General features: G+C 71.0%; 15 protein-coding genes. 8 read left to right on the top strand and 7 right to left on the bottom strand.

What is annotated here, in order from left to right; translation table 11 throughout:
- Positions 1-59: 59 nt before the first annotated feature.
- Together mca and ACFV6X_RS25645 are read left to right on the top strand one after the other, a co-directional pair.
- On the top strand, positions 60-920 hold the full coding sequence (gene mca, locus ACFV6X_RS25650; protein ID WP_385387223.1) for a mycothiol conjugate amidase Mca: 861 nt from the start codon (positions 60-62) through the stop codon (positions 918-920).
- Entirely contained in the window at positions 913-1173 is a 261-nt protein-coding gene (locus tag ACFV6X_RS25645; RefSeq protein WP_385387152.1) for a hypothetical protein, read from the top strand. Before mca ends, ACFV6X_RS25645 begins: the two co-directional genes overlap by 8 nt.
- Positions 1174-1700: 527 nt before the next feature.
- On the opposite strand, the gene ACFV6X_RS25640 is transcribed toward ACFV6X_RS25645, so the two are convergent.
- Positions 1701-4901, bottom strand: a complete 3201-nt coding sequence (locus ACFV6X_RS25640) for a tetratricopeptide repeat protein (protein ID WP_385387150.1) — start codon at positions 4899-4901, stop codon at positions 1701-1703.
- 194 nt (positions 4902-5095) lie between these two features.
- Here ACFV6X_RS25640 and ACFV6X_RS25635 point away from each other — a divergent pair, with 194 nt between their 5' ends.
- The 5 genes from ACFV6X_RS25635 to ACFV6X_RS25615 all read left to right on the top strand — a co-directional run bounded on the left by ACFV6X_RS25635 (position 5096) and on the right by ACFV6X_RS25615 (position 13830).
- Positions 5096-7129, top strand: a complete 2034-nt coding sequence (locus tag ACFV6X_RS25635) for a thioredoxin domain-containing protein (protein WP_385387149.1) — start codon at positions 5096-5098, stop codon at positions 7127-7129.
- A 194-nt stretch (positions 7130-7323) separates the two neighbouring features.
- Positions 7324-8586, top strand: a complete 1263-nt coding sequence (locus ACFV6X_RS25630) for a glycosyltransferase (RefSeq protein ID WP_385387147.1) — start codon at positions 7324-7326, stop codon at positions 8584-8586.
- Entirely contained in the window at positions 8583-10232 is a 1650-nt protein-coding gene (locus tag ACFV6X_RS25625; protein ID WP_385387146.1) for an ArnT family glycosyltransferase, read from the top strand. Before ACFV6X_RS25630 ends, ACFV6X_RS25625 begins: the two co-directional genes overlap by 4 nt.
- Positions 10229-11431 (top strand): glycosyltransferase, encoded by a 1203-nt coding sequence (locus tag ACFV6X_RS25620; RefSeq protein WP_385387144.1) that lies wholly within the window; start codon positions 10229-10231, stop codon positions 11429-11431. The genes ACFV6X_RS25625 and ACFV6X_RS25620 overlap by 4 nt, the downstream gene beginning before the upstream one ends.
- Complete coding sequence (locus ACFV6X_RS25615) at positions 11428-13830, top strand: galactose oxidase-like domain-containing protein (protein WP_385387142.1); 2403 nt, start codon at positions 11428-11430, stop codon at positions 13828-13830. Before ACFV6X_RS25620 ends, ACFV6X_RS25615 begins: the two co-directional genes overlap by 4 nt.
- Here ACFV6X_RS25615 and ACFV6X_RS25610 read toward each other — a convergent pair.
- The 3 genes from ACFV6X_RS25610 to ACFV6X_RS25600 all read right to left on the bottom strand — a co-directional run bounded on the left by ACFV6X_RS25610 (position 13827) and on the right by ACFV6X_RS25600 (position 16043).
- Positions 13827-14558, bottom strand: coding sequence for a Mut7-C RNAse domain-containing protein (locus ACFV6X_RS25610; RefSeq protein WP_385387140.1), 732 nt, complete (start codon positions 14556-14558; stop codon positions 13827-13829). The two genes, ACFV6X_RS25615 and ACFV6X_RS25610, sit on opposite strands and share 4 nt — an antisense overlap.
- Before the next feature lie 33 nt (positions 14559-14591).
- Complete coding sequence (locus tag ACFV6X_RS25605; protein WP_385387138.1) at positions 14592-15221, bottom strand: TetR/AcrR family transcriptional regulator; 630 nt, start codon at positions 15219-15221, stop codon at positions 14592-14594.
- A 108-nt stretch (positions 15222-15329) separates the two neighbouring features.
- The gene (locus ACFV6X_RS25600) at positions 15330-16043 is read right to left on the bottom strand and encodes a hemolysin III family protein (protein ID WP_385387136.1); all 714 of its coding nucleotides are present in this window, start codon (positions 16041-16043) and stop codon (positions 15330-15332) included.
- Positions 16044-16367: 324 nt separating this feature from the next.
- Here ACFV6X_RS25600 and ACFV6X_RS25595 point away from each other — a divergent pair, with 324 nt between their 5' ends.
- Entirely contained in the window at positions 16368-18191 is a 1824-nt protein-coding gene (locus tag ACFV6X_RS25595) for a phosphoenolpyruvate carboxykinase (GTP) (protein WP_385387134.1), read from the top strand.
- 142 nt (positions 18192-18333) lie between these two features.
- Here ACFV6X_RS25595 and ACFV6X_RS25590 read toward each other — a convergent pair whose 3' ends face one another.
- The 3 genes from ACFV6X_RS25590 to ACFV6X_RS25580 are packed head-to-tail and all read right to left on the bottom strand — an operon-like array spanning position 18334 to position 21672.
- Positions 18334-18936: a hypothetical protein gene (locus ACFV6X_RS25590; protein ID WP_385387132.1), complete on the bottom strand. Its 603-nt coding sequence runs from the start codon at positions 18934-18936 to the stop codon at positions 18334-18336.
- Entirely contained in the window at positions 18923-20464 is a 1542-nt protein-coding gene (locus ACFV6X_RS25585; protein ID WP_385387130.1) for a substrate-binding domain-containing protein, read from the bottom strand. The genes ACFV6X_RS25590 and ACFV6X_RS25585 overlap by 14 nt, the downstream gene beginning before the upstream one ends.
- On the bottom strand, positions 20461-21672 hold the full coding sequence (locus tag ACFV6X_RS25580) for a toxic anion resistance protein (RefSeq protein ID WP_385387128.1): 1212 nt from the start codon (positions 21670-21672) through the stop codon (positions 20461-20463). The genes ACFV6X_RS25585 and ACFV6X_RS25580 overlap by 4 nt, the downstream gene beginning before the upstream one ends.
- Positions 21673-21677 lie beyond the last annotated feature (5 nt).

The raw sequence follows: 21677 nt of genomic DNA, 5'->3' as shown, positions 1-21677 counted from the left end.
CCGGTCACACCGGGCGCCGACCAAACGAGGATTGAGTCTTGACTGACCAGCTGCGACTGATGGCCGTCCACGCGCACCCCGACGACGAGTCGAGCAAGGGCGCGGCCACGATGGCGAAGTACGTGTCCGAGGGGGTGGACGTGCTGGTCGTGACCTGCACGGGCGGGGAGCGCGGCTCCATCCTCAATCCCAAGCTGCAGGGCGACAAGTACATCGAGGAGCACATCCACGAAGTACGCAAGAAGGAGATGGACGAGGCGCGCGAGATCCTCGGCGTCAAGCAGGAGTGGCTCGGCTTCGTCGACTCCGGCCTGCCCGAGGGCGACCCGCTGCCCCCACTGCCGGAGGGCTGCTTCGCCCTGGAGGACGTCGACAAGGCGGCCGGTGAGCTGGTGAGGAAGATCCGGTCCTTCCGTCCGCAGGTGATCACCACCTACGACGAGAACGGCGGGTACCCGCACCCCGACCACATCATGACCCACAAGATCTCGATGGTGGCGTTCGAGGGCGCGGCGGACACCGAGAAGTACCCGGAGTCCGAGTACGGCCCGGCGTACCAGCCGCTGAAGCTGTACTACAACCAGGGCTTCAACCGGCCGCGTACCGAGGCACTGCACAAGGCGCTGTTGGACCGTGACATGGAGTCCCCCTACGGGGAGTGGCTCAAGCGCTGGGACGAGTTCGGCCACAAGGACCGCACGCTCACCACGCACGTTCCGTGTGCCGACTACTTCCAGATCCGTGACAAGGCGCTGATCGCGCACGCCACGCAGATCGACCCCGACGGGGGCTGGTTCCGGGTGCCGCTGGAGCTTCAGAAGGAGGTCTGGCCGACCGAGGAGTACGAGCTCGCGAAGTCGCTCGCCGATACCTCCCTCCCCGAGGACGACCTCTTCGCGGGCGTCCGGGACAATGCCTGACATGAGCGCAAGCGCGAGCATGGCAATGACCCACCTCGTCACCCTCGCCAAGGAGATCGACGAGGACAAGGTGACCCCCGGCGTCCTCGGCTTCATCGTCTTCGCGGTGATGGCCGTGGCCGTCTGGGGCCTGATGAAGTCGATGAGCCGGCACATGGGCCGGGTCGACTTCAAGGAGGCCCCGGACCCGGCGGGGACCTCCGGCAGGGACACGGCGGAAACCGGCACTCCGGGCAGGACGTCCCAGGCCTGAGCGGCCGGCCCGCCGGGGAGAGCGACGAGGACCACTTGCTCCGCGGGCGCACCTGAGCGTGCGTCCGCGGATTGCGTCTGGGCGTCCGCCCTCGGGTGGCACCCGCCTGAGCGTGGGCCCGTGGGACTGAGCGTGCGCCCGCGGGTCGCCGCTGAGCGTGCGCGCCCCCGGTTGCAGCGTGCGCGCTCGCGAGTCGGCAGGGCCGCCTGAGCTTGCGCTCGCGGGGCCAGCGGGGCCGCCTGAGCGGGTCGGCAGGCCCGCCTGAGCGTGCGCTCGCGAGGCCAGCGGGGCGGCCCGAGCGTGCACCCGAGCGGGTCAGCAGGCCCGCCTGAGCTTGCGCTCGCGGGGCAGCAAGGCCGCCTGAGCTTGCGCTCGCGGGGCAGCAAGGCCGCCTGAGCGTGCGCTCGCGGGGCAGCAAGGCCGCCTGGAGCGTGCGCTCGCGGGGCGCAGCAGGCCCGCCGATCCGCCGGCATGCGGTCCCCCGGACCTGGATCCGCGTACCGCTGCGCCCCGTGGTCCTCCCGGCCTCAGGACGGCGTAGCCACCGCCACCCCCATCACCTCGCGGGCGTGGCGGCCGGGGGTCATTCCCAGGCGCCAGGCCTGCCAGCCGGCCTCCAGTTCCACGCCCCGTTCCAGCAGCAGCTGGTAGGCCTCCATATAGTCGTCCAGCTTCTCGTCCCGTGCCGGATGGCCGGCCCGGGACAGCTGGGCCAGCTCCTCCTGCGCCACCGCCGTACCGACCTCCACACCACCGGGAGCGGCGTACGGCAGCAGGGTGCAGCGCAGGAAGCGGGCCCAGTCCTCACCGCGGCGGTCGCCGTACGACGCGAACAGGCCGACCGCCTCGTCGCACAGCGCCAGCGCCGCCGGAGTGCGCGCGTTGCCCGCGTCGACCACGGCCAGTTCCAAGCAGGTCCAGGCCTCGCCGTGGGCGACGCCGATGCGGTGGAAGTCGGCGCGGGCGTCGACCAGGAGCTGGCGGGCGAAACCCGAGTTGCGCAGCGAGCCCGTCTGGGCGGCGCGCTGGTCGCGCGTCGCCCGGGCCGAGTGGTGGCGGGCGCAGGCCAGGCCGTAGACGTCACGCATCCGCGAGAACATCGTGCGGGAGCGCTCCAGCTCGCGGACCGCCTGGTCGAGTTCGCCCGCCTCCTCCAGTGACTGGCCCAGGTAGAAGAGGGTCCACGCCTCGCCGCGCGCGTCCTCGTTGTCGCGGTGCCGGGCCGCCGCCCGGCGCAGCTCCTCCACCGCCGGGAACGCGTCACCCGCCACCAGCCGGGCCCGGGCCAGCTGGGTCAGGGCCCAGGCCTGGCCACGGGCGTCGCGCGTACGGCCGTACAGCTCCAGAGCTCCGCGCAGCTCCCCCTCGGCGCGCGGCACGTCACCGAGGCGCAGGTACAGCTGGCCGAGCTGGAAGTGGGCCCAGGCCTCGCCGTGCAGGGACTCTCCGGCGCGGTGCAGCTCCAGGGAGCGGTTCAGCAGGTCGAAGGCCTCGGCGAGGTGCGCGCGATCGCGTTCCACCGCGGCCAGCGCGTGCATCGTCCAGGCCCGGTCCGTGGCCAGCGACGGCGCGGCCTGCATGTCGAGGGCCTCCCGGAGCCGGGCCGCCGCCTCGGTGAGGTTGCCCTGGTGGTGCAGGGTGATACCGAGGGAGCAAAGGGCGCGGGCAGCGCCCGCGTCGTGGTGCGCCTCCCGGTACAGGTCGACCACCGACGTCAGCGTCGTGCGCGCCCTGTCCAGCTCGCCCAGCTGGCGGGCCGCGATGCCGGTGCGCCACTGGACCGACCGGATCAGCAGGCCCTGGTCGACGGCCTGGGCCAGTTCGCTGATCTCGCCGAGACGGTAGAGGTCGCCGCGCAGCAGGCAGTAGTCGCACAGCGCGCCCAGCAGGTTCAGCACGGCTCCCTGATCGACGCCCTCCGCGTGCCGCAGCGCGGCCGTGATGAAGCTGGACTCGTCGTCCAGCCAGCGCAGCGCCTCGTCCAGCGAGGTGAAGCCGTGCGGGCCGAAGCGGTCGGAGCGGGTCGACATGTTGCCGTCGACCAGGCGCAGCACGGAGTCGGCGAGGTCGGCGTAGTTCACGATCAGCCGCTCCTGAGCCGCCGCCCTCTCATGCGCCTCCTCCTCGTCCACCAGCCGGGCGTGCGCGAAGGCGCGGACGAGGTCGTGCAGGCGGTAGCGGCTGCCGCGGACGTGGTCGATCAGACCCGCCCGGGACAGCGCGACGAGATGCCGGGACGCCTCGGCCTCGTCGGTGGCGAGCAGGGACGCCGCCGCCGCGGCCCCGAGCGAGGCCCGGCCGACGAGGGCCAGGCGCCGCAGCAGCCGCCGGGCCGGTTCGTTCTGGTCGGTGTAGCGCAGCCACAGGGCGCGCTCGACCGGGTCCACGGGGCCGTACGCGCCGAGGTCGGACGCCAGCCGACGGGGTGAGCGCGGGCCCAGCGAGGAGCCCGCGATGCGCAGCGCCAGCGGCAGACCACCGCACAACTGCCGGATCAGGCCGGCGGACTCGGCGTCGTACGGCCCCGTCTCGCCCTGCGCCGCCGCGCCCGTCAGCTCCTCCGCGCCCGCCGTGTCGAGCGGCTCGACGGCCAGCTGGTGCACCCACGCCGGCAGGTCGCCGGGCAGGTCGAGCGGCGCCCGCGCGGTGACCAGGACCAGGCTGTCGGACCGCTCGGGGACCAGCGCGCGCACCTGGCCGGGGTCCGAGGCGTCGTCGAGCACGACGGTGACGGGCACACCCGTCAGATGCTGGTGGTAGAGCTCACTCAGCCGCTTGACCTGCTGGTCCGCCGACGAACGCTCCCGGAACAGCAGTTGCTCGCGCGGCGCGCCCAGCCGGTTCAGCAGATGCAGCAGGGCCTCGCGGGTGGACAGCGGCGGCTCGTCCCGGCTGTCGCCGCGCAGATCGACCACGCACGCGCCGCGGAACTGGTCCTTCAGGTCGTGAGTGGCACGCACCGCGAGAGTGCTGCGGCCGCTGCCGGGCGCCCCGTGCAGCACGACCACCGTCGGCCGGGTCTGCGTACTGGCGCGCGCCGCCTGCACCCACTGCCGGATCCGCGCCATCTCCTGCCGCCGGCCCGCGAACGGACCCACCGGCTCCGGGAGCTGACCGAACGACTGCTGCAGCACACTCCGCCCGCGCGCCGCCCCGCTCTTGTCCGCGCCCAGCAGCTTGGGCCCGGGCTTCTTCGGACCGGTCGACGCGGCCAGCACCCGCTGCTGGTCGAGGAACGGACGGATACCGCGTACCTCCAGCGCCGTCAGCCACTGCAACCGCAGCTGTTCCGGCCCTCCCGGCTGGCCCACCGCACCGGCCCGGTGGTGCGCGGCCGGCAGATGCGAACCGGCCACCTTCACCACGGTCGTCGCCGCGCCCACCACCCCGACGGTCACGCCCGCGCCGAGCGCCGTCGACGTGTCCGTACCGAACGCCAGATCGGCGACCACCGCCGCCACGGCGGCCACCCCCGCCACGACCAGCGGCGTACCGGCCCCTTCGCGCGCGTAGCGCTGCCCGAACGTCAGCCGGCCGGCCTCCGTCTCGTCCAGGGCCCGCGTGTAGGCCTCGTACTCCTCGGCGGCGGTCCGCGCCATCGCGTCCAGCTCCCCACGCGCCCGCGCCAGCAGCACCTTGCCGTCGCTACGGCCACCGGAGCGCCGAACCTCCTCCTCCACCGCCCGTATCAACAGCCGCTCGGCCTCCACCCGATGACCGTCCCGCATGTCCCGTCCCCCTCCGGCGCCAACTGCCATACCTACGAGTGTCCTTGCGCGAGCCCGCGATGGCGAGAGGGCGGCGATCACCGGCCGGGGGAGATGGCGGCCGGCCGTTCCGGCAGCTCTCCGCCGCGCTCGCCCCCACCTGCCCCCGGCCGGTCGTATCGGCAGCCTCCCGCGCCGTCGGGCAGGATGGAGGTATGCCGAACCGACTGGCGCACGAGACGTCCCCGTACCTCCTTCAGCACGCCGACAATCCCGTCGACTGGTGGCCCTGGTCGGAGCAGGCGTTCGAGGAGGCACGACGGCTCGACGTCCCCGTGCACCTGAGCGTCGGCTATTCGAGCTGTCACTGGTGCCATGTCCTCGCCAAGGAGAGCTTCGAGGACCAGGCCACCGCCGACTACCTCAACGAGCACTTCGTCAACATCAAGGTCGATCGTGAGGAGCGGCCCGACGTCGACGCCGTGTACATGGAGGCCGTGCAGGCGGCCACCGGGCAGGGCGGGTGGCCGATGACGGTGTTCCTGACGGCGGAGGGCGAGCCGTTCTACTTCGGGACGTACTTCCCGCCGGCGCCCCGGCACGGGATGCCCTCCTTCCGGCAGGTGCTGGAGGGGGTCGGCTCCGCGTGGCGGGACCGTCGTGCGGAGGTCACCGACGTGGCCGGGAAGATCGCGCGGGATCTCGCGGAGCGGGAGATCGGGTTCGGCGGCTCCGAGGCGCCCGGTGAGCAGGAGCTGGCGCAGGCGCTGCTCGGGCTGACCCGGGAGTACGACGCGCAGCGCGGTGGCTTCGGCGGGGCGCCGAAGTTCCCGCCGTCCATGGTCGTGGAGTTCCTGCTGCGCCATCACGCCCGGACGGGCGCCGAGGGCGCGTTGCAGATGGCGCAGGACACCTGTGAGCGGATGGCCCGGGGCGGGATCTACGACCAGCTCGGGGGCGGCTTCGCCCGGTACTCCGTCGACCGGGACTGGGTGGTGCCGCACTTCGAGAAGATGCTGTACGACAACGCCCTGCTGTGCCGGGTGTACGCCCACCTGTGGCGTGCGACGGGCTCCGAGCCGGCCCGGCGGGTCGCGCTGGAGACCGCGGACTTCCTGGTCGCCGAACTCGGTACGGAGCAGGGCGGTTTCGCCTCCGCGCTGGACGCGGACAGCGACGACGGGACGGGGAAGCACGTCGAGGGGGCGTACTACGTGTGGACGCCCGCGCAGTTGCGCGAGGTCCTCGGGGACGACGACGCCGAACTCGCCGTCCGGTACTTCGGGGTGACGGAGGAGGGAACGTTCGAGGAGGGCGCCTCGGTCCTTCAACTTCCGCAGTCCGACGGCGTGTTCGACGCACAGAAGGTCGAGTCCGTCAGGCGGCGGCTGCTGGCGGCGCGTGCCGAGCGTCCGGCGCCGGGACGGGACGACAAGGTCGTCGCCGCCTGGAACGGCCTGGCGATCGCCGCGCTGGCCGAGACCGGCGCCTACTTCGACCGCCCCGACCTGGTGGAGGCCGCTGTCGCCGCCGCCGACCTGCTCGTCCGCGTCCACCTCGACGATCAGGCGCGCCTGGCGCGGACCAGCAAGGACGGCAGGGTCGGCGGCAGCGCGGGCGTCCTGGAGGACTACGCCGACGTGGCCGAGGGCTTTCTCGCGCTGGCGTCCGTCACCGGTGAGGGTGTCTGGCTGGAATTCGCCGGGCTCCTGCTCGACCACGTCCTTGTGCGGTTCAGGGACGAGAAGACGGGTGGCCTGTTCGACACCGCGGCCGACGCCGAGAAGCTGATCCGCCGTCCGCAGGACCCGACCGACAACGCCACCCCGTCCGGCTGGACCGCGGCCGCGGGCGCGCTGCTGAGCTATGCCGCCCAGACCGGCGCCGAGCCTCATCGCGCGGCCGCCGAGCAGGCGTTGGGTGTGGTGAAGGCGCTCGGGTCGCGGGTGCCGCGGTTCATCGGCTGGGGCCTCGCGGTCGCGGAGGCCTGGCTGGACGGGCCGCGTGAGGTCGCCGTCGTGGGTCCCGCGCTCGACGACGAGGCGACGAGGTCCCTGCACCGCACGGCACTTCTCGGCACCGCGCCGGGTGCGGTGGTCGCGTACGGCGTGCCGGGGAGCGAGGAGTTCCCGTTGCTCGCCGACCGTCCGCTGGTGGGCGGCGAACCGACTGCGTACGTGTGTCGTAATTTCACCTGTGACGCGCCGACGACGGATCCGGAACGGCTGCGCGCGGCGCTGAAGGCCTGATCAGGCGCCAGTCTCGGCTGCGCAATTGGGCACGTGTTCGGACACGTCCCGCTAGGCGCCGTCCCGTTCCGAAACAAGCTATTTATCGGAACAGCTACCGCGCTTCACACTTCCCCCCTACTCTCTCCACAGTGCCGCGGCGGACGAACTGCTCCGCCGCGCCTGGGGGGATTTTGAAGATCTGGGGGGATCTTTTGCTGACGTCTGTCTTCATCGCCGCCGTTTCGCTTGCCCTGTTCTGGATGGCGGCCTTCACTCTTTGGTGGCAGATGCACGCGTGGCGTACGCCCGAAGTGCTTGCCTCCACCCGTTTCAGCCGGCCGGACGGCGCCGAGCACGTGTCGTTCTCGCTGCTGCTTCCGGCGCGGCACGAGCAGGCCGTACTGGACCACACCATCCAGCGCCTGCTGGAGTCCACCCACACCGACTTCGAGATCATCGTCATCGTCGGGCACGACGACCCGGAGACCACCGAGGTGGCCCGGCGGGCGGAGGCCCGTGACCCGCGCGTGCGGGTCGTCGTCGACACCCACGAGAAGAAGAACAAGCCGAAGGCCATGAACACGGCGCTGGCGCACTGCCGCGGCGATGTCGTCGGGGTCTTCGACGCCGAGGACCAGGTGCACCCCGAACTGCTCGCCCATGTCGACCACGCGTTCCGGTCCACCGGCGCGGACGTGGTCCAGGGCGGGGTGCAGCTGATCAACTTCCACTCCAGCTGGTACAGCCTGCGCAACTGCCTGGAGTACTTCTTCTGGTTCCGCTCCAGGCTTCATCTGCACGCCCAGAAGGGGTTCATCCCGCTCGGCGGCAACACGGTCTTCGTCCGCACCGAGGTGCTGCGCGAGGCCGACGGCTGGGACCCCAACTGCCTGGCCGAGGACTGCGATCTGGGCGTGCGGCTGTCCAGCGTCGGCAAGAAGGTCGTCGTCGCCTACGACTCCGACATGGTCACCCGTGAGGAGACCCCCGGCAGTCTGATGTCCCTGCTCAAGCAGCGCACCCGCTGGAACCAGGGCTTCCTCCAGGTCTACCGGAAGAAGGACTGGAAGCAGCTGCCCGGCTTCCGTCAGCGGCTGCTCGCCCGCTACACCCTGATGACGCCGTACCTCCAGGCGATCTCCGGCGTGATCATCCCGCTGAACGTGGCCATCGCCCTCTTCCTCGACGTGCCGGTCGGCGTCGCCTTCATCACCTTCCTGCCGGCCGTCACCGCGTTCGTCACCTTCGTGTTCGAGCTCGTCGGGCTGCACGACTTCGGCAAGCAGTACGGGCTCCGGGTCCGTCTGGTGCACTACCTGAAGCTGATCATCGGCGGGCCCTTCTACCAGGTGCTCCTCGCCGGAGCCGCTGTCCGCGCAGTGTGGCGTGAGCAACGCGGCCGTAACGACTGGGAGTTGACCAGCCACGTCGGCGCACATCTCGCGCACGTGAACCGAGAGGACGTTCCTGCGTGACCTCCACACTTCCCGCGGCGACCGGAGTCAAGGTCCCCGCGCAGCGGACAGCTGTGCCCAGATCCGGTGTGACACACCGGGCAAAGCCGCCCAAGAGATTCCGTTCCTCCCGTCTCGACCTCATCGTGTGCGGCCTGCTGCTCGTGGCGATCCTGGTCGTGCAGGGCTGGAACATCGCCGACTACCCGACCCTCAGCGACGACGAGGGCACCTACCTCGCGCAGGCCTGGGCCGTGCAGGAGGGCCGGGGCCTGGCCCACTACACCTACTGGTACGACCACCCGCCCTTCGGCTGGATCCAGATCGCCGTGCTGACCTGGATCCCCGCGTACTTCGCACCCGAGTCGATGACCGTCGGCTCGATGCGCGTCATGATGCTGCTGATCAGCGCGATCAGCGCGGTCCTCGTGTACGTCCTCGCGCGCCGCCTGTCGCTGCCCCGCTGGGCGGCCGGGCTCGCGATGGCACTGTTCGGGCTCTCCCCGCTGTCGGTGGTCCTGCAGCGCGAGATCTTCCTGGACAACATCGCGGTGATGTGGACGCTGCTCGCGTTCACCCTCGCCGCTTCCCCGAACCGTCATCTGTGGCACCACTTCGGGGCGGGCATGGCGGCCGCGGCCGCGGTGCTCACCAAGGAGACGATGCTGCTCGTGCTGCCGGCCGTGCTGATCACCATGTGGCGGCACAGCCATCGGGACACCCGCAAGTTCGCGATCACCGGCGCGGTCACCGCGTGTGTGCTGCTGGGGATCTCGTACCCCCTCTTCGCGCTGCTGAAGGGCGAGTTGCTGCCGGGCAGCGGGCATGTCTCGCTGTGGGACGGCATCGTCTACCAGATGAGCCGACCCGGCTCCGGATTCATCCTCGAACCCGGCACCGGCTCCTACGGCGTGCTCCAGTCCTGGCTGTACTACGACCGCGTGCTGCCCCTCGGCGGGCTCGCCGGCGCGCTGCTGCTCCTGGCCACCTGGCGCTGGTCGGTGACCGCGCGGGCGCTCGCCGGGCCCGCGCTGGCCGTGGCGATCCTCGCCGGGATGGCGCTGCGGCCGGGCTATCTGCCGGCCATGTACATCATCCAGGCGCTGCCGTTCCTCGCCCTGGTGCTCGCAGGGGGCACGGCCTCCGTCGCCCACGCGGTGCTGCGGCGGTGGCGCCGGGCGGGCGAGACGAAGTACCTGACGGGTGGACGGTACGCGCTCGCCGTCGTCCTCGCGCTCGCCGCGGGCGCGTACGTCGTACCGCGCTGGTACGAAGGCGACCGCACCGCCATGACCGCCGACGCCAACGCCCCCTACCGGGCCGCCTCCAAGTGGCTGGCCGCCGAGGTCGACGACCCCGAGGACACCCGCGTCCTCGTCGACGACGCCCTCTGGCTGGACCTCGTGCACCAGGGCTACCGGCCCGGGCTCGGCGTCATCTGGTTCTACAAGGCCGATCTCGACCCGGCCGTCACCAAGACCATGCCGAACGGCTGGCGCGACCTCGACTACGTGGTCGCCTCGCCGACGGTACGCCGCGACGCGGTCGACCTGCCGAACGTGAAGGCCGCGATGGACCACTCGACACCGGTCGCCGTGTTCGGCGCCGGTGAGGACCGGATCGAGATCCGGCGGATCCAGGGTGCCGGGACGGGAGGCGACCGATGAGCCAGGAGTCAGTGGTCCCCGGCGAGCTCGGGGATCCGGCGGCGTACGCCGCCGAGGTGCCCGAGCCGGGCGCCGTCACCATCGTCGTACCGACCTACAACGAGTCCGCCAACATCCGTGAACTGCTGCACCAGATCACCGAGTCGGTACCGTCCCGGCTGCCCTGCGAGGTCGTGTTCGTGGACGACTCCACGGACGACACCCCGGAGGTGATCCAGAAGGCCGCCCAGGACTGTCCCTTTCCGGTGACCGTGCTGCACCGCGAGGAGCCCGTGGGCGGGCTCGGCGGTGCGGTGGTCGAGGGCATGAAGGCGGCCGGGTCCGACTGGATCGTCGTCATGGACGGCGACTGCCAGCATCCGCCCTCACTGGTGCCGGAGCTGGTCGCGACGGGGGAGCGGGCGAACGCCGGACTGGTCGTCGCCTCCCGCTACATCAAGGGCGGCAGCCGCGCTGGACTCGCCGGCAGCTACCGCGTGGCCGTCTCACGGGTGGCGACCTGGCTGACCAAGTCGCTGTTCCCGCGCAGGCTGCGCGGCATCAGCGACCCGATGAGCGGATTCTTCGCCATCCGCCGCAGCGCGGTCGCCGCCGACGTCCTCCAGCCGCTCGGCTACAAGATCCTCCTCGAACTCGCGGTGCGCAGCCGCCCCCGTGAGGTCACCGAGGTCCCGTTCGTCTTCCAGGACCGCTTCGCCGGGGAGTCCAAGTCGACCGCGCAGGAGGGGATGCGCTTCCTGCGGCACCTGGTCGGGCTGCGCACGGCCTCACCGCTCGCCCGGATGATCGTCTTCGGGCTGATCGGGCTGACCGGCTTCGTGCCGAACCTCGCCGGACTGTGGGCGCTGACCGCCGCCGGGATGCACTACCTGCCCGCCGAGATCCTCGCCAACCAGCTCGGCGTGGCCTGGAACTTCCTGCTCATCGAGAAGCTGCTGTTCCGTGAGCGGCGGCAGTTCCGGCACTGGGCCGACCGCACGGCGCGGTTCGCCCTGCTCGCCAACGCCGACCTGCTGGTGCGTATCCCGCTGATCGCGCTGCTGGTCGCCACGTTCGGGATGGGCGCGCTCCCGGCCACCGCGCTGGCGCTCGTCATCACCTTCGTCCTGCGCTTCGTGGGGACCGAAGCGCTGGTGTATCTCCCGCGCCGGCCAGGCCGCCACGGAAAACGGAGCCGCACAGCAAGGAGCACCACATGAGATCAAGACGCAGAACCGCACTGCTGGCCGTCGCCGGCCTCACCGGCGGGCTGCTTCTGACCGCACCCCAGCCCGCGTCCGCCGCCAACCTCATCAAGAACCCCGGCTTCGAGACGGCGGGCACCGGCGACATGCCGTACTGCTGGTCGAAGTCGGGCTGGGGCGACAACGACTTCGCCTTCGAGACGGTGGCCGACGCCCACACCGGCAGCAAGGCCATGAAGGTCACGCTCACGCGGCGGGTCGAGGGCGACCGCAAGGCCCTGATCACCGAGTCCGCCACCTGCGCGCCGGTCGTCACGCCGGGCGAGCAGTACGACCTGGGCCTCTGGTACAAGTCGACCACGCCGGACGCCAACATCACGCTGTTCCGGCACGACGCCACCGCCGGCTGGCAGTACTGGACCGACCTGAAGACCCTGGAGATGGCGGGCTCCTGGACCGAGGCCGCGGTGCGCACGCCGGAGGTCCCGGCGGGCACCGACCGGATCTCCTGGGGTGTCTCCGTCTACGGCACCGGCTCCGTGACCACCGACGACTACACGATGGACCAGGTCGCCGAGCCGGTCCCGGAGCCGGAGTGCACGGGCACGCCGCAGGAGTGCGCCAACGGCAGGTGGGACGTGCTGCCGGTGCAGAACCCGGTGCGCTCGATGCACTCCGTGGTGCTGCACAACGGCAAGGTGCTGCTGATCGCGGGCTCCGGCAACAACACCGACATGTTCGAGGCGGGCACGTTCACCTCCGCGGTCTACGACCCGCAGACCGGCAACTACAAGGTCGTCCCCACGCCGGACGACATGTTCTGCGCCGGTCATGTGCAGTTGTCCGACGGCCGGGTGCTGATCATGAGCGGTAACAAGGGCTACCCGTCGGCGGACGGCACGGTCGGCTACCAGGGGTACAAGGACTCGTACATCTTCGACCCCGCGACCGAGTCGTACATCAAGACGAACGACATGAACGACGGGCACTGGTACCCGTCGGCGACGATCCTCGGCAACGGTGACGTCATCTCCTTCGGCGGGCTGAAGGAGGACTCGACCGGCTCGGTGACCGCCGAGCTGTGGTCCGACGACGAGCAGCAGTGGCAGCCGCTGTGGAAGGTCAACCAGACCTGGTCCTACTGGGGTCTGTACCCGTCGATGATCCTGATGCAGGACGGCCGCCTGTTCTACTCGGGCAGCCATGTCTTCGGCAACAACATCCCCGGCACCGGCTCCGCGATCTACGACTACGGCGCCAACACCGTCACCCAGGTGCCCGGCCTGCAGAACAAGGACGAGCGGGACCAGTCGGCGAGCGTGCTGCTGCCCCCGGCGCAGGACCAGAAGGTGCTCACCCTGGGCGGCGGCAACATCGACTCCAACCCGGTGGCGAACCGGCTGACCGACGTCATCGACCTCAAGCAGCCGAACCCGGCGTACGTCGCCGGACCGCCCATTCCGCAGGGCACCGTCGACCTCGGCAACGGGCCCGTCCCGCAGACCGGCAACCAGGGCAAGATGTACGTCTCGGCGGTGCTGCTGCCGGACGGCAAGGTCCTGGAGACCGGTGGCGCGCTGCACAACCGGGCCAACCCGGTCTTCGAGACGTCGATCTACGACCCGGCCGTCAACACGTTCGACCCGGTGGCCGCCGACCCCGAGGCCCGTGGCTACCACTCCTCGGCGTTCCTGCTGCCCGACGGCCGGGTGATGACCACCGGCGACAACCCGGGCAACGGCACCTGGAACCACAACGTGTCCATCTACACCCCGCCGTACCTGCTCAAGGGTGAGCGCCCGACGATCACTTCGGTGATCGACACCCAGTGGAACTACGGCGACACCCAGCGCATCACGGTAGACCGGCCCATCGCCAAGGCCGAGCTGATCCGCCCGGCGGCGGTGACGCACTCGTCCGACCCGAACCAGCGGTTCGTGGACCTGCCGCTGAGCGTGGACGGCAACAACATCGACCTCAACGTGACGAGCAACCCCAACCTGGCCCCGCCCGGCTGGTACATGCTCTTCGCGGTCGATGCGAACGGCGTGCCGTCGGTCGCCAAGTGGGTGCACCTTTCGGGCCCGCAGGCCCTGAGGGCGACGGACGCCTCCGCGCACGTCCACTCCTTCGCCGACGACCTGTCCGGCAAGGTCACCAAGCCTGGCAAGAAGCGGGCCTCGCACAAGGTCCCCGCCACCGTCGCCGGCTGCGACCGCCACTACGGCTCCGCGAACGTCTGCGTGCCGACCGCCTTCCCGGCGGAGGTGAAGAGGACCACGGTGGCCCGCTGCACCTGGCTGAAGCAGCACGACTACGGCCGGCTGAAGGTCAACGGCAAGGACGACCCGCTGCGCCTCGACCCCGACCGGGACGGCGTGGCCTGCGGAAAGGGTGATGTGCGCCGGCGCTAGCCGCGGCTCGGGAACTCGGTGAGGGCGCGCTCCACGATGGCCACCAACTGCTCGTGGTGCGCGCCCTTCCAGTACGCCCGCCCGCACTCGCGGCACTGCGCGAAGACGTCGTACGACCGGTGCGTTCCGCCCTTGAGCTGCTCGGCCACCTCTTCCTTGGTGGCCTCCCGCAGCAGGCCGTTGCAGGCGGTGCACCGGGTCCAGGGGCGCAGCTCGGGGGAGAACCGGTCGAGGATGTCGCGGAGTTGGTCCTCGGGGCTGGTGCTGTACACGTAGGCGCCGGCCCACAGCTCGCGGCGGCGCAGCAGGCCGCGGTCGCGGCTGAGCATGACGCGGCGCTCGGCTGCCGAGCGGGCGGCGAGCGCCGGGTCGCCGATGTCCGTGGACTCGTAGGCCGTGTCGACGCCGAGCAGGCGCAGCCGGCGGGCGAGGGTGCCGAGGTGGACGTCCAGGAGGAACCGCAGCGGGGCGCCCGCGATCTGTTGCGGGCGCCGGACGGCGCGGACGGTGACCGTCTCGCCGTCCCTCGGGACGTGGGCCGGCGGCACCGTGCGGCCGTCGACGACGAGCGCGCCCACCTCGGTGAGCGGGACGCCGAGCGACTCGACGACATGGCCGAGCGTCGAGACCCCGTCCGTGCTGACCGGGGTGGCGCCGCGGCGCCGGCCGTTCGGTACGAACAGGCGCAGGTCGGCGGCGAATTCGACGTGGATCTCGGGTCGGTTCACCTGATCAGCATCCCACGGGAGTCGGCGCCTGCCTCAGGGGTTTTCGGCGCCGAGGCCCCGGTCGTAGACGGTCAGGGCGCGATCGGCCAGGTCGGCCGGGTCGTCGCGGAAGCCGGTGCGCGCCCAGTACTGGGCCACCTCCGCCAGGGCGGCGACCAGGGAGGTCGTCAGGACACGCACCTCCAGGCTCTCCGGGTCCCGTCCGGCGCGCTCGCCGATCGCGGCGCCGAGCAGGTGCCCCGTCCCCGCCAGGTTCTCCAGCATCCGGGAGCGCACCGCGGGGATCTCCGCCATCAGCCGGCAGCGCAACCGGGTGACCTCGGGCCGCTCGCCGATGCCGAGGTCGATCGCTCGGCGCAGGACGTTCCGCAGTGAGTCCAGCCAGGGCTCGTCCACCGGGCGGGCCCGGAACTCCGCCAGGAGCAGGGGGCAGAGCTCGTCCGTGAGGACGATGTCCTCCTTGGCGGGGAAGTAGCGCAGGACGGTCGACGGCGACACCTCGGCGCGGTCGGCGATCTGCTCGATCGTCGTGGCGGCGTACCCCCGCTCCTCGATCAGTTCGTACGTCGCGGAGCGGATCGCCTCGCGCGTCCTGATCTTCTTCCGCTCCCGCAGTCCCGGCCGGGGGCGGTCGTCGGGGCTGATGGGGTGAGCTGCCGTCATGGCGTCATTGTCCGCCGTCGGGGGCAGCCCCATCACATGACATCCCCCCAAGATGGCAGCGACTGCCAGAAGGCAGTCGCTGTCACATGCGGGGCGGGATATGGATGCCTACGGATGCTGGTAGGCCACCAGCGAGATCCCCACGTAGTGCACGACGAAGGCCGCCAGCGTGAACGAGTGGAACACCTCGTGGAAGCCGAACCAGCGGGGTGAGGGGTTCGGCCGCTTGAAGCCGTAGACGACGCCGCCCGCGCTGTAGAGCAGGCCGCCGACGATGACGAGGACCAGGACGGCGATACCGCCGGTGCGCATGAAGTCGGGCAGGAAGAACACCGCCGCCCAGCCCATCGCGATGTAGCAGGGCGTGTAGAGCCAGCGCGGCGCCCCGACCCAGAAGACGCGGAAGACGATGCCCGCGAGCGCCGCGGCCCAGATGCCCCACAGCAGCCAGCGGCCCTTGCTGCCCGGCAGGAGCAGCAGGGTCAGCGGGGTGTAGGTGCCGGCGATGATCAGGAAGATGTTGGAGTGGTCCAGGCGGCGCAGTACGCCGTCCATCCGCGGGCTCCACGTGCCCCGGTGGTAGAGCGCGCTCACGCCGAACAGCAGGCAGGCCGTGAAGGCGTAGATCCCGCAGGCGACGCGGCCGCGCGGCGAGTCCGCGAGGGCGGTCAGTGTCAGGCCCGCGACCACCACCGCCGGGAACATGCCGAGGTGCAGCCAGCCGCGGAGCTTGGGCTTGATCGGGTGCGGCAGGGAGAGCGCTTCGGAGATCCGGTCGGCGACCGGCTTGTCCGAGGGCGTGTCGGAGGCGGACGGAGTCATGGCTCGCATCGTACCTACGGAACCGTAGGTTACGAATCGGGTCACCCACGGGAGTGGCCATCATCTCACGGCAGTTGGATTCCGCACCCTCAAAGGTCGGTCATCCGAACTCAACGTGCACGTAAAGAAACGAGAGGGAACATGGAGGTGGTGGCGTTCCTCACGCCGCTCAGGTGGGCGGCCCTCTGGACAAATGGGCGGTCACCTCGGATGATCAAATGAGTGCGGTCGGCACCGGATGAGCGCCAAAGGGAGGCAGCGAAGCATCCGGGTCGCGGCCCCCACGGGGCAGACAGACAAAAAATCCCTCATTTAGGAGCGATCGTGGCGCGCGACATCGCGGCTCCCCCCGTCATCCCGACCAACCACCAGGAACTGATCTCCTGGGTGAACGAGATCGCCGAACTGACCGAGCCGGACAGCGTGGTCTGGTGTGACGGATCCGAGGCCGAGTACGAGCGCCTGTGCGGGGAGCTCGTCGAGAAGGGCACCTTCCGCAAACTCGACCCGATCAAGCGCCCCGACTCGTACTACGCGGCCTCCGACCCGACGGACGTCGCCCGCGTCGAGGACCGGACCTTCATCTGCTCCGAGAAGGAGGAGGACGCCGGCCCGACCAACCACTGGAAGGACCCCGCCGAGATGCGGGAGATCTTCGCCGGTGAGAAGGGCGTCTTCCGCGGCTCGATGCGCGGCCGGACGATGTACGTCGTCCCGTTCTGCATGGGCCCGCTCGGCTCCGACCTGTCCGCGATCGGCGTCGAGATCACCGACTCCGCCTACGTGGCCGTCTCCATGCGCACCATGACCCGCATGGGACAGCCCGTCCTGGACGAGCTCGGCTCCGACGGCTTCTTCGTGCGTGCCGTGCACACGCTCGGAGCGCCGCTGGAGGCCGGCGAGCAGGACGTGCCGTGGCCGTGCAACAGCACCAAGTACATCTCCCACTTCCCGGAGTCCCGCGAGATCTGGTCCTACGGCTCCGGCTACGGCGGCAACGCCCTGCTCGGCAAGAAGTGCTACGCCCTGCGCATCGCCTCCGTGATGGCCCGTGACGAGGGCTGGCTGGCCGAGCACATGCTGGTCCTCAAGCTCACCCCGCCGCAGGGCGAGCCCAAGTACGTCGCCGCCGCCTTCCCGTCCGCCTGCGGCAAGACCAACCTCGCCATGCTGGAGCCCACGATCTCCGGCTGGACGGTCGAGACGATCGGCGACGACATCGCCTGGATGCGCTTCGGCGAGGACGGGCGGCTGTACGCCATCAACCCCGAGGCCGGCTTCTTCGGCGTCGCGCCCGGCACCGGTGAGCACACCAACGCCAACGCGATGAAGACGCTGTGGGGCAACTCCGTCTTCACCAACGTCGCCCTCACCGACGACAACGACATCTGGTGGGAGGGCATGACGGAGGAGACTCCGGCCCACCTCACCGACTGGAAGGGCAACGACTGGACGCCGGAGTCCGGAACGCCCGCCGCCCACCCCAACGCCCGCTTCACCGTCCCCGCCGCGCAGTGCCCGATCATCGCGCCCGAGTGGGAGGACCCCAAGGGCGTGCCGATCTCCGCGATCCTCTTCGGGGGGCGCCGCGCCACCGCCGTACCGCTGGTGACGGAGTCCTTCGACTGGAACCACGGCGTCTTCCTGGGTGCCAACGTGGCCAGCGAGAAGACCGCCGCCGCCGAGGGCAAGGTCGGCGAGCTGCGCCGGGACCCGTTCGCGATGCTGCCGTTCTGCGGCTACAACATGGGCGACTACATGGGCCACTGGGTCAACGTCGCCAAGGACAAGGACCAGGCGAAGCTCCCGAAGATCTACTACGTCAACTGGTTCCGCAAGAACGACGAGGGCAAGTTCGTCTGGCCAGGATTCGGTGAGAACAGCCGCGTCCTGAAGTGGATCGTGGAGCGCCTGGAGGGCAGGGCCGAGGGCGTCGAGACGCCGATCGGCGTCCTGCCGACCAGGGCCGCCCTGGACACCGACGGCCTGGACATGGCCGACGAGGACCTGGACTTCCTGCTCACCGTGGACAAGGAAGTGTGGCGCGAGGAGGCCGGGCTCGTCCCCGACCACCTGAACACCTTCGGCGACCACACGCCGAAGGAACTGTGGGACGAGTACCGGGCGCTGGTGCAGCGGCTGGGCTGAGCGCCCCCAAGGACGCCGCGGTCGGCTCCGATCGTGCCCTGACCAGCAATATCGTCACGGCCGACCGCGGTGACAGGTGTGAAGGCCGCGCACAACGGGGTGCGCGGCCTTCGCCGTTGGCTGCCACGGCCCCTTCCGGGCGCTACTGGGAGCGGTCCTCCAAATAGCGGGTGTGGGACTCCTGGCGGCGGGCCTCGATCTCCCTGAGCTCCGCCGCCAGTCGTTCCGCCTCCTCCTGGAGCAGCGTGAGCTGCCGTTCCAGGTGCTGCTCGGGCGGCTCCTGCCCCGGGGTCATCCGATGCCACCACCGGGTGCGTACGAAGGCGTCGACGGCCTCGGGCACGTCCTGCCGGACGGCCCGGGACAGCGTGTGCACGCCCTCAGGGTCCTGCGCCAGCACCTCGGCGACCCAGCCGGGCTCCAGCAGCGCCCGCAGCAGCCCGGTCAGCTCGTCGAGCCGCGCGGTCGCGGCCGGCGGCAGCTCCACGTCCGCGAGGTAGGCGCCCAGCCGCTCGAAGTCACCCCGCACCTCGTCCAGTTGGGCGGACGGGTCAGGGAAGTCGGGCAGCGCCGGCCGCTCCGGCGGCGCGATCAGTGCTCCCGCGCCGTACAGACCCGCGACCACGACGGGCCAGTACGGCCCGGCCACGCCCGTGAAGGTGAGCACCAGGCCGAGCAGTCCGCAGGCGCAGCCGGTGAGGTTCTTGCGGGACTCCAGGTACGTCAGTGCCTTACTGGTAGCCACGGATCTCCTCGAAGGCGCCGTCCAGGGAGCCCTGCTGGGCGTCGAAGAGACGGCCGCCGGTCAGCTCGGCGATGCGTTCCAGCTCGGCGCGGTCGGAGTCGCCGAAGAGGATCGGGAAGACGGGGATGTCGCGCTGCTCGCCGGTGAGCGAGCCGTGGAACGTCTCGAACGCCGCGGCGGTCGCGCCGGCGGTGTTCTCCCCGTCGGTCATCAGCACGATCGACGTGAACGCCTCGCCGTCGCCGCCCAGATGCTCGTACGCCTTCTCCAGCGAGGTGTAGATCGCCGTGTCGCCCTCGGCCAGCAGCGCCTGGGTGTCGCGGCGGATCCCGTCGAGGCCGCTCTGCGGGTCCTCCGGGTCCACGACATGGGTGCGCACGCTCTTCACGGCCGACCCGAACGGCATCAGCGTCACCTCCTCACGGTCCCGGAAGTCCGCGGTCAGCCCGGTCAGCGCCGCCTTCAGCCGGGTCAGCCGGTCGCCCCGCATGGAGCCGGCGGTGTCCAGGACGTACACCGTAGGAGAGGGGCGGCGCAGTTCGTTCTCGTACGAGTCGAGCAGCCCGTCGGCGACGGAACGGCTGCCGGGGAACGGCAGTTCGCGCCGCCGGGTGGTGTCCAGGCCGGAGGCGGGGGTGACGGAGGCGACGACCGGGCGGCGGTAGGTGTGGTCGGTGATCGCGCGCTGGCTCTCCGGACTGCGCAGGGCCTCGGCCAGCCGGCGCACGTTCTCGCGGGCCTCGGGGCCGGCGGCGGCCAGGGAGGAGAGCGGGTAGTCGGCGGTGACCACGCCGTCCTTGGGGCGGATCACCGTCAGGTCCGGGATGCCCTTGAGGACCGACTCGTAGTTCAGCAGCGCGTCGACGTTGCCGCGCCGGGTGTACGCGCCGGCGAGCCAGCCCGACGAACCCGACGTCAGCTTCTGCCCCTGGAAGAACTCCCGCAGCCGCGGCGTCGCCTTGCGCACATCGGCGTCGGTCAGCGCGGACTGGGCCCCGGAGAGCGCGGAGGCGACGGAGACCAGGGTGGCGAAGCCGGAGTTGGAGCGGGCCGGGTCGGTCATGCCGTAGGTCAGCTCGCCGTCCCCGACGGCCCGCTCGACCTGCGACCAGGTGACGTCCTCGGGTGACCAGCCGAGGCTTCGCACGGTGGCGGGCTTCACGCCGATCGCGACCGGGCTCGACATGATCGGCGTCTCCGACACCACCTTCTCCCGCGCCTCCGGGCGCAGCCGCAGGTAGTCGTTGGAGGCCAGCCACACCGCGTCGTACGCCTGGTCCGCCTTGCCCCGCGCCAGCAGGTCCACGGCGTCGAGCGTGCCCAGGTACGTGGGCCGCACGGTGATCCCGGTCCGCTCGCGCACCTGATCCAGGACGGGGGACATGTCGCTGAGCTCGCTGGAGGCGAGGACGCGCAGGGTGCCGGGTGTGTAGGCCGTGGGGTCGTCGTCGGGGGTTTCCTGCCCGGTGGTGCAGGCGCTGAGGAGGGTCAGGGCGGCAAGGGCGAGGCTCGCGATCCGGCGTCTCATGTCCGGCCTCCTTCCAGGGCGCCCTGGGAGCGGTTGCGCTCCAGGTAGGCACTGGCGCTCTGCAGTTCGTTCGTCAGCGACTCCACGGTGACGGCCATGGCCTCGGTGGCCTGCACCTTGTAGGTGTCGATGGCGTCGAGGGTGCGGTAGATCTGCTGGAAGGCGGTGCGCAGGGTCTCCGCGCCGACCGCCGGGTCCGCGGCGATCCGCTGGATCTCGCCGGACTGCGTGGCGAGCATCTCCGCGTTGCCCCGGATCAGCTCCTCGGTGGTGCCGCGCAGGGCGTTGACCTGTTCGACGACCTTCTTCTGGTTGTCGAGGGCGGACGCCAGCATCACGGAGATGCGCAGCGCCGAGACGGTGGTCGTCGCGGCCCGGTCGACGCCCTTGATCAGTTCGTCGTTGTTGCGGCGAACGACGTCCATGGCGAGGTAGCCCTGCGCGCAGACCGCGAGCTGGGTGAGCAGGTCCTGGTGCTTCTGCCGGACGGGGAAGAGGACGTCGGCGCGGAGGGTGTCGGCCTGCTGGGGGTCGGCGACCCCGGCGATGTGCTCCTCGACGGCGCTGTCCAGGGCCTCGGTCAGCACCACGTACTCCTGGAGCTTGCCCATGGTCTCCCACAGCCGGACCCGCTCGGTCTGCAACGCGGCGCTGTCGCGGCGCAGTTCGTCCTGCCCGCCGCGCAGCGAGCCCACGATCTTGTTCAGGGTGCCCTGCGCGGAGGCGTACTTGGCGACGTGGTCGCGCAGCTTGTTGCCGCCGGGCAGCCGGGACAGGAACTTACGGCTCTTGCCGGCGGGCAGGTCGCGCGGGTCGAGGTCCTCGACGACCCGGCGCAGCTCCATCAGCGACCCGGCGACCTTCGTCTGGGCGTCCCCGCCCTTGCTGGGCAGGCTGCGTACGGTCCGCTCCAGCATGCGGTTGGACTGCGCGGCCGCGGTGCGCATCTCGCCGGCGCCCAGCGCGGTGATCTCGCCGACCTTGCCGGCGAACTCGGGGGAGCGGGCGTCGAGCTCGGCGAGCCCGGCGATGTAGTCGGCGGCCTTGCGGGCCATGTCGCCGCGCACACCGTCGTCGACGGGGACGAGTCCGCCGGCCTTCTCGCGCGGAACCGGGGAGACCGGTTCGGGCGGGGTGAGGGTGAAGGAGTCGTCGCGGCTGGCGCTGGTGTTCTGGCTGGCGCTGTGGCCGAGGTCGTGGTCGCTCATCTTGC

This window comes from Streptomyces sp. NPDC059861 (genome assembly GCF_042731435.1).
Taxonomy (GTDB): Bacteria; Actinomycetota; Actinomycetes; order Streptomycetales; family Streptomycetaceae; genus Streptomyces.
The sequence above is the reverse complement of the archived record's forward strand: the minus strand, read 5'-3'. Positions and strand labels throughout refer to the sequence as shown.